Raw genomic sequence first — 12,876 nt, 5'->3', positions numbered from 1 at the left:
GCGCTGGCGCCTGCGTTCCAGGAAGACGACTGGGCAGTTCAGCGCCTCGGCGATACGGGCCAGGTTGGCGGGCGTGGCGTTGCGCCAGCCGGACTCGATCTCGCCCACCAACTGCTCTGACACGCCGACGGTGCGGGCGAGTGCCCTTTTGGTCAGGCCGGCCTTCTCGCGTGCCCAGGTGACGGCTTCGGGCTCCTGATGGAGCCTGCGAGGCCTGCTTCGGGTACGGGATGCCATGACGACTCCCAACGGTGGAAGGGTGGTTGGACGGAAGGACGTGCACCGACGCCGGTGCCGCGGGAGGTTGCCGAGCCGGTCAGAGACTGCCCGCCCCGGGGGTCCCCCGGCTGTCGGGCGCCACATCGTCGGTCAGTTCATAGGTGTGCCCGCCGTGGTGACCGGCGAATTCGCTGCACGGCTCGCGCGATACCCGGTCCGTAGCGGGGCAATCGGGCAGCACCTCCAGGACGAAACAGGGAGGTGCCGCCCCGGGCTCCCAGCGGGCCCAGACTGCGCCTGTCTCGGCGCCGGGCAGGTCCAGCGCCAGTGCGTAGTGCGCGCCGGATTCGTGGTCCTGGAGACAGCAGCGCAGCTGTCTCTCCACGCCCTGCAAGTCCGCACTTCCGTGCGGCGCCGCCAGAGCGAGAGCTTGAGCGGCCAGGGAAACGGGGAGGACGGCTGTCGCGCCGCAGACCGGGGAGAGGGCGGGTGCGGATTTCATGGTGCGGCTTTCTGAAGTTGCTCGGATCGGCTGTGCCGGGTGCGGGGGCTTCGCCTGCGGGGGCGGAATTCCATGTCCTACGTTTCGGGCGCCGTTGCTGATCGCATCAGCTCCCACGGCAGCGCCGACCGCCCTGTCGCACTGTTGCGATCCGGCTCATGCTCCGGGAGATCCGGGAGCATGATCTGCGCCCACACCACCTTGCCAGCGGCGGGTTCTGGGAGGGCATATCCCCACGCTTCGCTGAGTTCGTCGACCAGTTGCAGGCCACGGCCGCTTTCCGCGTCGCGTGACGGATGCTGCAGGACCGGCAGCCGACGGTCCTCGTCGCAGACCAGAATGAGGAGGTATGCGGGCCACAGTTGCAGTACGAGAGTGCAGGCGCTGGCCACAGGCCGACCGGTCGGCGGCTCCGCTTCTGCCTCCGGCTTCAGGGCTGCGTGCCGAAGGGCATTGGCGGCAAGCTCGGAGATGACCGTGACGGCGTTGTCGACGGTGTCGGCAGGAATGTGCCAGCTCTGGAACGCGGCCGTCGCATAGCGGCGGGCTGCTCGAACGGAGTACAGCTGGGGCGCAAGGTCCAGGCTGCTGATCAGCGGTCTGTCGGCGGACGTCATGGTCACACCTCCCCACGCGTGCGGGACGAGTGCTCAGGGATCGGGTCTTCGCGTCGTGCTCGTTGCACGCACTACGCAACCGCGTGAACACGCTGAGCGGTACCGTGAAGCGAAGGGGCGACCATGAAAGCCATGAAGCAGCCCGCGTCTCCGGGGAGTTGGTACGGATGACTCAACCCACTGCACGCAATACCGGTCTCGCCGCGCTACTCGACGAGGCCGACTGGTCGCGGACCCAGTGCGCCCTCGCGGTCAACCGCGCTGGTCACGAGGCCGGTATGGCGCTGCACTACGACCAGAGCGCAGTGAGCCACTGGCTGAGCGGAACGATGCCTCGGGCCAGGGTGCGGCCGGTCATCGCGGAGGTCTTCGCCCGGCGGTTGAAGCGCCCGGTGACCCTCCAGGAAGCGGGATTGGCGAGTACCGGCGCTGTCGCAGCCACCGGGGGAGGAGAGACTGTTGACGACCTTCTCGAACTCGGAAAGGCGGACATGGACCCTTCCCGCAGAGGCGTACTGACGACAGCCCTCTACTCAGCGGCACTTGCCGTCCCCGGGTTCCCGGACCTGGCCGGTACGGACCGGGCCGCGTCGGCTCGGCCGACCTCGCGGATCGGAGACGGCGAGGTCGAGATCGTCCGGTCCATGACCGAGCGGATCGCGGACATCCTCGACACCTTCGGCGGCGGCCACGCACGGCCCATGGCGGCGGCCTTCCTGGTGAACACCGTCGCTCCGTACTTACGCGCCGACGCCAGCGAGGCCCACCGCTCGGCGATGCTCTCCGCTGCCTCCGACCTGGTCTACCTCACCGGCTGGATGGCTATGTACGAACGCGAGCACGGCCTCGGCCAGCGCTACTACGTCAAGGCCCTCAAGCTCGCCGGCGCCGCCGAGGACCACCTCACGTACTGCCGCACGCTGCGCGGAATGAGCCTCCAGGCCGGCAGCCTCGGCTACGGCAACAAGGCCCTCCAACTCGCCGACGCCGCCGCCGAAGCCTCACCCCAGGCAGGCCCCCGACTCCACGCCTTCCTCGCCGGCCAGCAGGCCGCCTCCGCCGCCCAGACCGGCGACCGCGCCCAGGCGTTCGCCCGGCTGGCAGAGACCGAGGCGGCACTGTCGAAGGCCGACTCCCGCAAGGACGCCGTCGGCGGCTACGACGCCTCCGCTTTCCACTTCCACACCAGCGCTGTCCTCCACCACCTCGGCGACCTCCCCGGCTCCGTCAAGGCCATGCAGGACTGCCTCCGCACCCAGCCCCCGCAGGAACGCCAAGGCCGCGTCCACGCCAACGGCCTCCTCGCCCAACGCCAACTCGAACTCGGCCACCTCGACGCCGCCTGCGCCACCTGGGCGCTCTTCCTGGACGACTACGAACAGGTTTCGTCCTCACGCGGAGACGAGCACTTCGACACGATGCGCACCCGCATCCGCACCCACCGCAAGTCCCCAGCAGTCCGCACCCTGGAACAGCGCGCCCGAGAAGTCGCAACCCGGAAGGGTATGGCGGCATAGCTCGCTACTGCCAACCTGTGCGTGCGTCGACTCCGCTATCTGTCCGCTGGGCACTCGGCCGGTTGCCCTGGTGTCCCCGCTAAGGCCGCGTGGTCCAAGTGGCGATAGCCGGGGACAGCGCTTACGCGGTGGGATTCCACCGGCCCTCGAAGAAGGCGAGTTCGAGGAGATCCGGACAAGCCGGGGGCCAGCCGATTCCTGCCGAGGCGAGTTGCCCACTCGCGGCAGTCATCCATCGCAGGTAGACGTCATAGCGATGCGGGGTCCACCCGCCGTCGCTCCAGATCCAAGCCGCCACCTTGACGGCGGACTGCTCGCCCATCTGCTCGCCGATGCCAGCGGCGTAGGTGCGAAGCACTCGCGCCACCCGCATGTCCAGAATCAACGGTGCGGGGGGCGGTGCGGTTCCACCCGCCGGGCCGAGGAAGTAGAGAAGCTTGGTGAAGAACGCCGGACCGAGGCCTTTTACCGCCCCTCGCAGGACGCCGTACGAGGCCACCGCGCCATTGCTTCTGAGTACCTCGGCCGCTTCGGCCAGGCGGTCGGCGACACCAGACTCGTTGAGGATCTCAGCCAACCGATGAGGCCCGTAACCAGTCCTGCCCTGCCCCCAGACGTATGAGGCCACCAGTGCCTCGGCCCACTCTTCCCGCGCCAAGGCGTCACGCACCGCCGAGACCGCCTGGCCCCGGCTCAAGAGGGCACTTCCTGTGCCGCTCCGGTCAGCCAGGCTTCCGGGCCAGGGAACGACCGCGGCCCAGCGAGAGGGAGTGTAGGGGACTGTGTGGCTCCCCGTGCCCTTTGCGTACTGGGCGCCGGCTCCTCTCAGCCACAGGCCGAGGGCCGCAACGGCGGAGTCCGGCAGCAGACGGGCTGCCATTTCGGCATCAAGGACGTCGGCGAGCTGTTGTCGGCCCATCTGGTCTCCCCGGGATGTTCTTGCAGAGCATCCTGGCAGCTGACGCTCCAGAAAGGCGCCGCATCGCGGGGACCGTAGGCGCTCCGAGGCGCCTAGAGGAGGCTTCATCACAGGTCAGAGGCCTGGCGAACCCTCCTTTCGCTCCTCTGGGAGGCTGCGTCCCTGGTTGAGGCCCGACCTGCAATTACACTGGCGTCCCGGAGTTCGTGTTCGCGGTCAGCTGTACTTCGCCGACCCGCTGGACTTGGCCGGAGACAAGCTGGGATGTTCGTCCGAAGAGAACGGATCGCTAGTACGTTCGAACCAATTCGGACGCGGCAGAGGGAGCGCGGCGGGTCTCGGGCCCGCCAGCCCAGCGGTGTGCACGTGATGGAGGGCAAATGGCGGAGCTTCGTGTAGTCGAGATCTGTGCTGGGGCAGGAGGGCAGGCCCTAGGCCTAGAGCGTGCAGGTTTCGAGCACGAGCTGGCAGTGGAGCTGGACCCCAACGCTGTCAAGACGCTGAAGCACAATCGGAAAGACTGGAAGGTCGAGGAAGGCGACGTCGCCGACCCGAAGGTCTGGCGTCCCGAGGACCACAGGGGCAAGACCGACCTCCTGGCCGGCGGCGTCCCCTGCCCGCCCTTCACGATCGCCGGCAAGCAGCTAGGCGCCACCGACGAGCGCGACCTCTTCGCCTGGGCAGTCCGGCAGGTCCGGATCATCCAGCCGAAAGCCCTGATGCTGGAGAACGTGCGCGGCCTCAGCGCCAACCGTTTCGCCGCATACCGCCAACACGTGCTGGATGAGCTGCGCCGGTACGACTATGTGGCCTCATGGCGGCTGCTCCAAGCATCCGATTTCGGTGTCCCACAGCTCCGCCCTCGTTTTGTCCTTGTCGCCCTGCAACGTGAATTCGCCCCGTATTTCACCTGGCCGGAACCGCTGGAAGGGCCTCCTCCCACCGTGGGCGAGACACTGAAAGACCTCATGGCCTCAAATGGCTGGGAGGGTGTCGACGCGTGGGCGGCAGCGGCTGCCGGCATCGGGCCGACCATTGTCGGGGGCTCGAAGAAGCACGGTGGCGCAGACCTGGGCCCCACCCGGGCCAAGGCCGCCTGGGCGAAGCTTGGCGTAGACGCCATGGGCGTAAGCAACGAGCCGCCCCTGGCCGGGTGGGAAGTACCCCCCGATAAGCCCGGTCCGAAGCTGACCTGCGAGATGGTCGCCCGCATCCAGGGGTGGAACGAGGGCGACTGGCACTTCACCGGTGGTAAGACCACCCAGTACCGCCAGATCGGCAACGCCTTCCCGCCGCCTGTCGCAGCAGCGGTCGGCCGCTCCATCCACCGGGCACTCAGCAAGCAGGGCGAGAAGGTCGATCTGGTCGAGACCACTGAGGTGATCCACGACCCGGTCTACAAGCTGCTGCACGGAGCCCCCCGCCCGGTCGGTATGGACCAGATCATCACCAAACTCCAGAAGGCCGGAGTGGAGCTGACCGAACCCGAGGTGGAGCAGCATCTGGCCCACCTTGAGCGGGACTTCGTGATCGAGCGGGCGAAGCGGTCGAGCGGGGCGTACGCCTACACCCTCGGCGAGTTCAGGGCCTTCGTAGGGCAGGAAGGCCACGAACGGCACGAGCGCTTCGCGGTCAACAAGTCCAGGATCAGCTGACTGCCCCTGCGGTATGGCAGCCCGGGCGACCACCTACGCGTCGTCCCGGCGCTGCTTGGCTGCCCTCCGCCCTCTCACCGCTCCGACCACGGCCTCCGCGCACTCGTCGGCAGGCTCGTGCTCCCAGAAGCGCAGGACCAGCCATCCGGCGTCTTCCAACCGCGCGTCGGTCTCCCGGTCTCGGCGCATATTGCCGCCGATCTTCTCCCGCCAGTAGTCGGGATTGGTCTTCGGCGGCACGAAGTGCTGCTCACACCCGTGCCAGAAGCAGCCGTCGACGAACACGGCCACCCGTATTGGCCGGAACACCATGTCAGCGGTCCTGCGCATGCCGGGCAGCGGCTTGGCCGCGACGCGATAGCGCAGCCCGGCCGCGTGGACCAGGGAGCGCAGGGCCAGCTCCGGGGCGGTGTCGCGAGCGCGGTTCCCCAGCATGCTGCGCCGGTTGGCGGCCGATGAGGCCCACGAGCCCTTCGGCGCAGTCCATGCAGCGCCTGCGTCGGCGTCGTTTGCTTTCGCGCTCATATCTCGGGCAGTTTCGGAACGGTCTCTTCGGGGTCCGACGGCAGTGCTCGTACCCACTGCTCTCCGTTCAATTCAATGTAGGGCGCGTCGCTGTGGTGCGCCTGCCGACGTGCGAGCCGCACGCTCACCGAGTCCCCTGCCTGTGGGACGGGCAGACCCAGCAGACGCGCGATGTCGCCATGGCTCGTGTAGTGGCCGAGGATGACGATGCCGCGGGACTGGAGGCGCGAGCGGGAGCCGCCGTTGTAGCGGACCCGCTTCATGTAGTCCTCCTGCATGGCCACGGTGGCGACCACGTTCCTGCTGACGCGCCTTTCCTGTGCCCGCAAGAAGAGCTCGTCGACCCGGCCCTGTCCCGACTTCTGGGCGAGGACCGACTCGACATCATCCGGTGAGAGCCCGAGCAGCATGTTCTCCTTGAGCGGGGCCTCGCGGAAGAGCCAGCGGATAGCTGCCCGCCCTGCTTTGTTCAGGGTGGTCTTGGCATCGCGGTTCTCGCCCGCGTTGAGGCTGCCGGGAAGCGCGCGCACCAGGCCGGCGGACCACTGCGCCTTGATGTCGCTCGCCCAGACAACCAGCAGCAGGTGCCCGACGGCTTCCGGGGGGATCATCCAGCCGCCCGGGGTCTGAGAGAACTTGCAGTCCACGTCGACCCCGACGATGCGGTAATCCATGTCCACTCCGTCGCCGAAGCCGAACTCGCGCTGGAGATTGATCTCGACGAGGGTCCCCATATGGGCCTTCTCGGTCTTGTACAGCTGCTCCCAGCGGAAGCGGCCGGTGTGCTGTCCGTCGAGGAGCATGTCGATGCTCCTGCGGATCGCACCGGCGAAGCGCGTTCCGTCCAGATCCTGCCGCAGGATCGCCGCCGCCACGGCCTCCAGCTCCGCATCCTGCTCAGGCTGCGGCCCCCACAGCGGGGCCTGTACCCCCTCGATGCCTTCATCCACAGGACGTGACCCTATCCGTCCCTGCTTCGCGGACAGGCACCGCGGCGGGCGTGGAACACTCGGTGCCATGATCCGCGAACCCGCTGAAACCGCTGTCGATGACGACGGACGAGTCGCGTTGCCGCTGGGCCTCTTGGCCGAAGCGGGTCTCGATACGGGGTCCAGGCTGCTCGCCTTCAGCGACGGCGACGGCCGCATCGTGCTCCAGCGTGAGGCGGACGCACTGGACCGGCTGTTGCACGACGGCTCGCTCTGATCCGCAGACCGCGGATGGGATCAGCTGCGCTCGGCTTCTGCTCCCTGAGCATATCGGAGGAGCGCCTGGAGGTCCGCCGCGTCCATGCCTGCGGCGATGGCCGGCTCCTCTTCAAGATCGCTGAGCATCTGCACGGAGGGGTCGTCCAGGATCCTGCCCATGAAGTCGAGCTTCTCGCCGAGGCGCATGGCGACAACCTCGTCCGCAGTCCCCTCTGACGCCAGGACGGTGATGCGGGTCACGGCGTCCGGGGCGAGCCCGAGCCGGTGGATGCGGTCGAGGCTCTGGAGGAAGCGCCCGGCCTGGAAGTCGCGGTCGATGAACACCGCGTCGTGGCAGACCTGGTGCAGGCTGATTCCTTCGCCGAGAGTGGCCGGATTGGAGACGAGGACCGCACAGTCCGCGTCCTCCCGGAAACGGCGCAACTGCTCGTCCCTGTCAGGGGTCCCCCCGTGCACGACGGCTGGACGGTAGTCCGCGAAGAGGCGCTCCAGGGTCGTGATGCTACGCACGAAGCTCGCCCACACCAGCGTCTTGCGCCCTTCCGCGGCGTTGGCCGCCACGATCGCCAGCGCCTCCTGGTACTTGGGCGGCACCTCGTAGCTCGGCAGCTTCCGGAGGAGCGCCATGAGGGGGTCGCCGTCGGGGACGGTGAGCGGCGGTACCCGGAGCGAGAGGGGCTCGTACTTGGTGGCGCCCTCGACGAGGAGTGCCGGGCTGGTGGCAGCCATCAGCAGGCGGAGCACCGCCTTGCCCAGAGCCTGGAAGTCCGAGCGGCTGGCCTCGGCTCGCGCGGTGAAGCGGCCGACCATCGCGTCGTAGATCTCGCGGTGCAGCGGGGGCATGGGCAGCATCCGCAGCCGCAGGTCGACGGGCGGGAGGCCGAGCTCCTGCTTAGTGGTGCGGGTGTAGAGCGGACGCAGGACGCGGCTGGCCTGGGCGAGGTCGCCGCCGTCGACCGCCTGGGTCACCACCCGGCGGCCATGGCCGGGCCAGACGAACGACAGCAGGTTCTCCAGGTCCTTCGCACCGTTCGGTGCCGGGGTACCCGTGAGGATGAGCCGGCGGGTGCTCAGCGGGCCGAGGGCCAGGCAGACGGCCCCGTACACGCCGGCGCCGCCGAGCTTCATGCGGTGGGCCTCGTCCAGGACCAGCATCGTGGGCACGGAGGTGAGCCAGTCCGCCAGGCCGAACTGGGAACGGCCGAGCCGCTCGTAGTTCACCAGGAGGACGTCGGCGGACTCGGGCATCCGGCTGCCGACCACCTGGACGTCCAGCGGCCGTTCGAAGCAGACACCGCTCTCGAACTGCCACGCCTCATAGGCGGACTTGGGGCTGACGACGAGGAGCCGGTCGACTTCGCCGCGCTCACGGAGCGCGGCGAACACGGCCAGCGCTACCCGGGTCTTGCCGGCCCCCGGCACGCTGAAGTTCGCCCCGTGCCGCAGCGACAGCAGCCGGGCCGCGTCCCGCTGCTGGAAGGAGGTCAGACCGCCGCGCCATCCGTCGCCCAGCAGGCCGTCGAGGTCTTCCGGCGCGACGGCTTCCCCGTCGGTCCCGCCGTTGAGGAACCGCTCCGCGGTCTCGGCGGTGTCGAGCATCTCCTCGACCAGAGCCTGGAAGGGGCCGTCGAAGACGACACCCTCCGGGTCGGGCCATCCGGCGAGTGCTTCGAGGCCCGCGACGAACTCATCGACCGGGACCGCGGCGGTGAGCAGTTCGGTCATCCGGCCGCTGGGGAACCGGGACAGCAGCCGAGCGAGGTCCCCCTTGTGTTCCGGAACCGTCCGCAGCAGTGCCCGGGTCCGACTGATGTCGAACCCGAGGGCGAGGCTGGGAGCGGTGGTATCCGGCACTCACAGTCCTTCTTTGAGCAGTCCGAACAGCCAGGAGGTTTCGTCCCCGGGCTCGGGGATGGTGCGCTTGACCTCGACGGCGAGCTTACCCAGGCTCTTCCTGAGCTTGGCCACGGCGTCGTCGAAGGCATCCTCGTCGAGGCTGCGCGAACTGCGGGACATGACCAGGTCGGTGACGCACTGGTCGATGTCCTGGCACGCGTCGGCCAGCCGGGCGGGAGCGGCCTGCTTGCGCTTGCGGACCCGGGCGTCCTTGCCGGCGAACTCGAGGGACTCCTCGAAGGCGTCCTTGTACGTTGCGAGGGTGTTCTGCGCCCGGACTCCGTCGCGACTGCTGAGCGACACATCCGCGGAGCTGAGCGCCCGGGCCTGGAGGAGCGCATCGGTCATCGCGCGGGCCGAGGCCAGCCTGTCGGACGGTCCCTTCACCGACCGCGCCAGCCCGGGGATCTTCACCTCGCCTGCAGCCGGCGCCTTGGGCCGCAGGCCCTCCGGGAGCGCCTTCGCCAGGTAGCGGTCCTGGAAGTCGGACTCGATGAGCCGCACGTCGGTCTTGGAGAACCCCAGCGCGATGGCTGAGAGGCGGGACTCCAGCATCAGCTCCGCCTTGTCCGGATTGCTGGCGGCCTCCTTGGCGTACTTGCGGTGGAGCTCCCGAAGCTTCTCCGTGTGGTCCTCGAACGCGATGAGCGGGAGTGCCTTCCCGCTGGCCTCGCTCCTCTTGATCATGGTCCGGATGACGCTGAGGACCCACTGGTCCCGTCGGCACGCCTCTACGGTGCTGCGGAAGGCCGTAGCAATAGCCGACAGCGACGTTCCCTGCGCCGCCATCTCGTCGATGGCGAGCAGCCGGTTGATGTAGGAGTAGTCCCTGCGGTGGTCCTTGCGCAGCTGGAGCGAGAGCTCGACGGCGGCGATGTCGGACCAGTCGCACGACTGGGGTAGGACAGCAACCCGCATCGCGCGGGTGGGTCCGAACTCCTGCAGCAGCGCAGCCCGCCGGGTGTTGCCGTTGACGAGGACGCCGTCGCGGGTGATCAGGCCGGGGTCGTTCTGCCCGTAGTCCCGGAGGCTCTCCGCCAGGTTGAGGAACTCGGGGTCCGGACGGGAGGGATCAGAAGGCAGGGCCTTGAGCAGGAGGTCGAGGTACTCCTGGCTCTTGTCGCTCCACGGCTCGGTGTCCAGCAGCCTGTCCCGGCCCACGTCGTGGCTGCGCTGGGCGCGGATGCGGTGTGTGGCCGGGTTGTAGTAGAGGTCCCCCACCTGCATCTCGATGACGTCGAAGTGGCCGGGCTTGCCGCGCCACTCGATCGTCAGGGTCTCGCGGGCCCCGTCGGCATCGGCGAGTTCTTTGAGCCGTCGCGTCACCGTCGCGCGGTTCTCCTCGGCGCGGGCGGGGCGCCCGTAGTCTTGCGTCACTGCACTCTCCCCCTGCTGGATATCGTGTTCGCCGCGCTTGTTCAGAGCCCGAGCGCCGCACGGACTGCGGCGCGGGACTCCTCAGGCAGGGAGCGGTACTCGCCCCAGATCCGCTCGGCCGCGCTGAAGACCCGCTCGTCCGCCTCAGCCCAGCCGGCGAGCGCGCGGCGCTCTGCGACAGGCAGTGCGTTGACGGTGCTCAGCACCTTCGTCAGGTCTGCTACGAGTTCGCGGGCGCCGAGGCGGCACCGCTGGCACTCGGTGACCAGCTCGGGCTCTTCGGCGCCATCCGCGCGCCGCACCCGCCGGCGGGCGATGTCGAGTTGCGCCTGTTCGTAGGTCCCCTCGTAGCGGGCGCCCGGAGTGATACCGCACGAGCGGCACATGTTGCCATCGCGGGAGATGATCTCACGCCGCCTGCCGGCCCCGATGGCGATCGTGCCGCGGGGCCGGGTCGCCTTCCCCGGCTCCCAGACGGGAATCCCCGGCTCCACGAACCGCTGTTCGACCGGATCGAGGCTTTCGTCCTCTCTGTTCGTGCTGATAGACCACCCGAAGTCCCGCAGATCGCGCATACGCCTGTCGACCTGCGAGACACCGGGGAACGCTCGACGCAACTCTTCTTTCGTGAAGACCTCGCCTTCACCGACGACGGTCACCAGCCAGAGGGCGACCCGCTTCATCGTTCCCAGGGAAGTGTCTTCCCACGAGGGGAGGTCGGACATTCGCACCACCGGATCTTCGGAAGTAGTTCAGGAGACGGCGGCTCGGGAGGGCTGTCGCGCTGAGAGCCCACTGCCGCCGGATTATTTATACCACGGTCGCGGCGGGACATGACGGCTCATATGTTCTAGTTGCGGCGCTTCGCGTGGATATGCGTCCTTCCCGACGGCGGTGTGCGCGAACGGGATTCTTTACAGCACGGTAGGGAATTTCCTCCTTGCGGCGGCTACCCGGGGGCCTGCTGCCCGATGTAGTGTCAACCCGCGTCGCCCATAGGGGTCGCACTCTCCCTCGCACCAAGGAGCCGGAGGTCTTGTGCCGCGTACGGTAAAAGTCGACATTGACGGAGGGATCGAGCGGGAATTCACCGCTGCCCTGAACGAGCTGTACTCCTTGTTCGCGCCGCTCACGATGGCATCGGTGGCTCGGCGGGTCGGCGTCTCCGAAGCCGCGGTCTCCCACTGGCTCCACGGGCGCCGCGCTCCGCAGGAGCGGTCCCTCGCCAGCTTGTACTCCGAGGCGGTGAAGGTGGCGCTGGCCACGGGGCGCACCGTCCCTTACCGGCTGGACCAGTTGGTCGACATGCGCCACGAAGTCTGCTGCGGCTCCTCGGCCTGCACAGATCGACGCGCCGCCAGGTTGGTGCGGACAGAGGGGGACCGGCGCAACAGCGAATGTCCACCGGTCGGTAGCGAGGGGGACCGGCGCAACGCGCAGGCGCCGTCCCTCCCGGCGGTCGGCAAGCGCTCGCCGACCGGGGAAGTTCTCGCCCTCCTCGGGGCTGGCAACCGGAATGGGGCATTCCGCATTTTACGTCGCATGAGTATTTCTGCGCCGGTGGCGCAGCTTCAGTCTGCTGTTGAAATGCTTCTGGAGCGCGGCGACGAAGATGCCGCGCGTATCCTGCTCGGGGAGATGGTCGTTCATCGGAGTGGTGGACTGGTTGACATGGTGATCTTCGCATCACGCGCGCGGGCGGAGGTGCAATCTTGACTCCGCCTGTTCGGGGCGGGTGTTATTCCGGAAACCGGCGGGCGTGTAGGATCTCCAGCAATCCGTCGAATCCTATTCGCCGGGGTGCAAGTTGTGAAGCCCTAGATCGTGCATTCGACGGGCAGTTTTGACGTCGGTGCGTCCCAATCATGCGAGAAAGCGGGTCAGATACTGCTTCACGTCCGCGAGCCGCCGCCCTTCCGGGCCGCCGGCTCTATCCCGCCACGCCTTGAAGGAGCCCGGCCGGTCCACGGCCTCGAAAACCGGACCGCACCGGGCCCTCCGAGGAACCCCAACATGCAGACGCACCGCAAAGGAATCCCTCATGAGCAAGACTAATCGCCAGCGTCGGCGGGCGTCGCCCAAGGGCGCAGCCCAGGGCCGCCGCACGCGCCGGACCAACCGTCCCGTCAGTCGCAGCACCCGCAAGCCCCCCGCCCGTTACCAGTTGCGTTTCCTGTCCGAGTGCCGCGACCCCCGGATCCGCAGGATCTACGGCCTGGCGGGCCCCTTCGTCGTCTACGCGCTGACCCGGGTGGCCCAGGGGATCGCTGAGATGGCGGGAGACCGCCTGTGGCGGTGGGGAGCCGTTCTGGCCACCTGCGTCGTGAACCTCCTGGGGCTGCACATCCGCAACTGAGCGGGTCGGCCGATCCGGGTCTGCCAGCCGGCCTGTCCGGCATGGCAGACCCGGAGATAGCGGGGTAGGGCGCACGGCTCCGCGT

Annotated in this window: 14 protein-coding genes; 5 read left to right on the top strand and 9 right to left on the bottom strand. The window is 68.4% G+C overall.

What is annotated here, in order from left to right; translation table 11 throughout:
- The 3 genes from AC13HU_RS18155 to AC13HU_RS18145 all read right to left on the bottom strand — a co-directional run.
- Positions 1–237: helix-turn-helix domain-containing protein (locus AC13HU_RS18155; RefSeq protein WP_483042932.1), on the bottom strand; the 237-nt coding region annotated here is incomplete at its 3' end.
- 79 nt (positions 238–316) lie between these two features.
- Positions 317–721, bottom strand: coding sequence for a hypothetical protein (locus tag AC13HU_RS18150; protein ID WP_483042931.1), 405 nt, complete (start codon positions 719–721; stop codon positions 317–319).
- Positions 722–798: 77 nt separating this feature from the next.
- Positions 799–1,338 carry an ATP-binding protein gene (locus AC13HU_RS18145; RefSeq protein WP_483042930.1) on the bottom strand — a complete coding sequence of 180 codons (540 nt, stop codon included), beginning with the start codon at positions 1,336–1,338 and terminating at the stop codon, positions 799–801.
- A gap of 167 nt (positions 1,339–1,505) precedes the next feature.
- Here AC13HU_RS18145 and AC13HU_RS18140 point away from each other — a divergent pair, with 167 nt between their 5' ends.
- A complete protein-coding gene (locus AC13HU_RS18140; RefSeq protein WP_483042929.1) occupies positions 1,506–2,855 on the top strand; it encodes an NsdA family TPR-like regulatory protein in 1,350 nt (449 codons plus the stop codon).
- Between the two features lie 121 nt (positions 2,856–2,976).
- Here the strand turns inward: AC13HU_RS18140 and AC13HU_RS18135 are convergent, their stop codons facing one another.
- Complete coding sequence (locus tag AC13HU_RS18135) at positions 2,977–3,735, bottom strand: 8-oxoguanine DNA glycosylase OGG fold protein (protein WP_483042933.1); 759 nt, start codon at positions 3,733–3,735, stop codon at positions 2,977–2,979.
- A 419-nt stretch (positions 3,736–4,154) separates the two neighbouring features.
- Here AC13HU_RS18135 and AC13HU_RS18130 point away from each other — a divergent pair, with 419 nt between their 5' ends.
- Entirely contained in the window at positions 4,155–5,429 is a 1,275-nt protein-coding gene (locus AC13HU_RS18130; RefSeq protein ID WP_483042928.1) for a DNA cytosine methyltransferase, read from the top strand.
- Between the two features lie 33 nt (positions 5,430–5,462).
- Here the strand turns inward: AC13HU_RS18130 and AC13HU_RS18125 are convergent, their stop codons facing one another.
- A complete protein-coding gene (locus tag AC13HU_RS18125; protein WP_483042927.1) occupies positions 5,463–5,954 on the bottom strand; it encodes a very short patch repair endonuclease in 492 nt (163 codons plus the stop codon).
- Positions 5,951–6,904: a NaeI family type II restriction endonuclease gene (locus AC13HU_RS18120; RefSeq protein WP_483042926.1), complete on the bottom strand. Its 954-nt coding sequence runs from the start codon at positions 6,902–6,904 to the stop codon at positions 5,951–5,953. Before AC13HU_RS18120 ends, AC13HU_RS18125 begins: the two co-directional genes overlap by 4 nt.
- A gap of 67 nt (positions 6,905–6,971) precedes the next feature.
- On the opposite strand from AC13HU_RS18120, the gene AC13HU_RS18115 reads away from it, so the two are divergent.
- Entirely contained in the window at positions 6,972–7,160 is a 189-nt protein-coding gene (locus AC13HU_RS18115; RefSeq protein WP_393669862.1) for a hypothetical protein, read from the top strand.
- 20 nt (positions 7,161–7,180) lie between these two features.
- On the opposite strand, the gene AC13HU_RS18110 is transcribed toward AC13HU_RS18115, so the two are convergent.
- From AC13HU_RS18110 to AC13HU_RS18100, 3 genes are read right to left on the bottom strand one after another with little or no spacing between them, the layout of a single operon-like run.
- Positions 7,181–9,016: a DEAD/DEAH box helicase gene (locus tag AC13HU_RS18110; protein WP_483042925.1), complete on the bottom strand. Its 1,836-nt coding sequence runs from the start codon at positions 9,014–9,016 to the stop codon at positions 7,181–7,183.
- Positions 9,017–10,435 carry a ParB N-terminal domain-containing protein gene (locus AC13HU_RS18105; protein WP_483042924.1) on the bottom strand — a complete coding sequence of 473 codons (1,419 nt, stop codon included), beginning with the start codon at positions 10,433–10,435 and terminating at the stop codon, positions 9,017–9,019.
- Between the two features lie 41 nt (positions 10,436–10,476).
- Positions 10,477–11,160, bottom strand: a complete 684-nt coding sequence (locus AC13HU_RS18100) for a hypothetical protein (RefSeq protein ID WP_393669865.1) — start codon at positions 11,158–11,160, stop codon at positions 10,477–10,479.
- A gap of 313 nt (positions 11,161–11,473) precedes the next feature.
- Between AC13HU_RS18100 and AC13HU_RS18095 the strand changes: the two genes are divergently transcribed.
- Both AC13HU_RS18095 and AC13HU_RS18090 read left to right on the top strand, forming a co-directional pair.
- On the top strand, positions 11,474–12,151 hold the full coding sequence (locus AC13HU_RS18095; protein WP_483042923.1) for a hypothetical protein: 678 nt from the start codon (positions 11,474–11,476) through the stop codon (positions 12,149–12,151).
- 325 nt (positions 12,152–12,476) lie between these two features.
- Positions 12,477–12,791, top strand: a complete 315-nt coding sequence (locus AC13HU_RS18090; protein WP_483042922.1) for a hypothetical protein — start codon at positions 12,477–12,479, stop codon at positions 12,789–12,791.
- Positions 12,792–12,876: the final 85 nt, after the last annotated feature.

It is taken from the genome of Streptomyces sp. NH27 (genome assembly GCF_056859195.1).
This window is presented reverse-complemented; position numbering and strand designations above follow the sequence as displayed.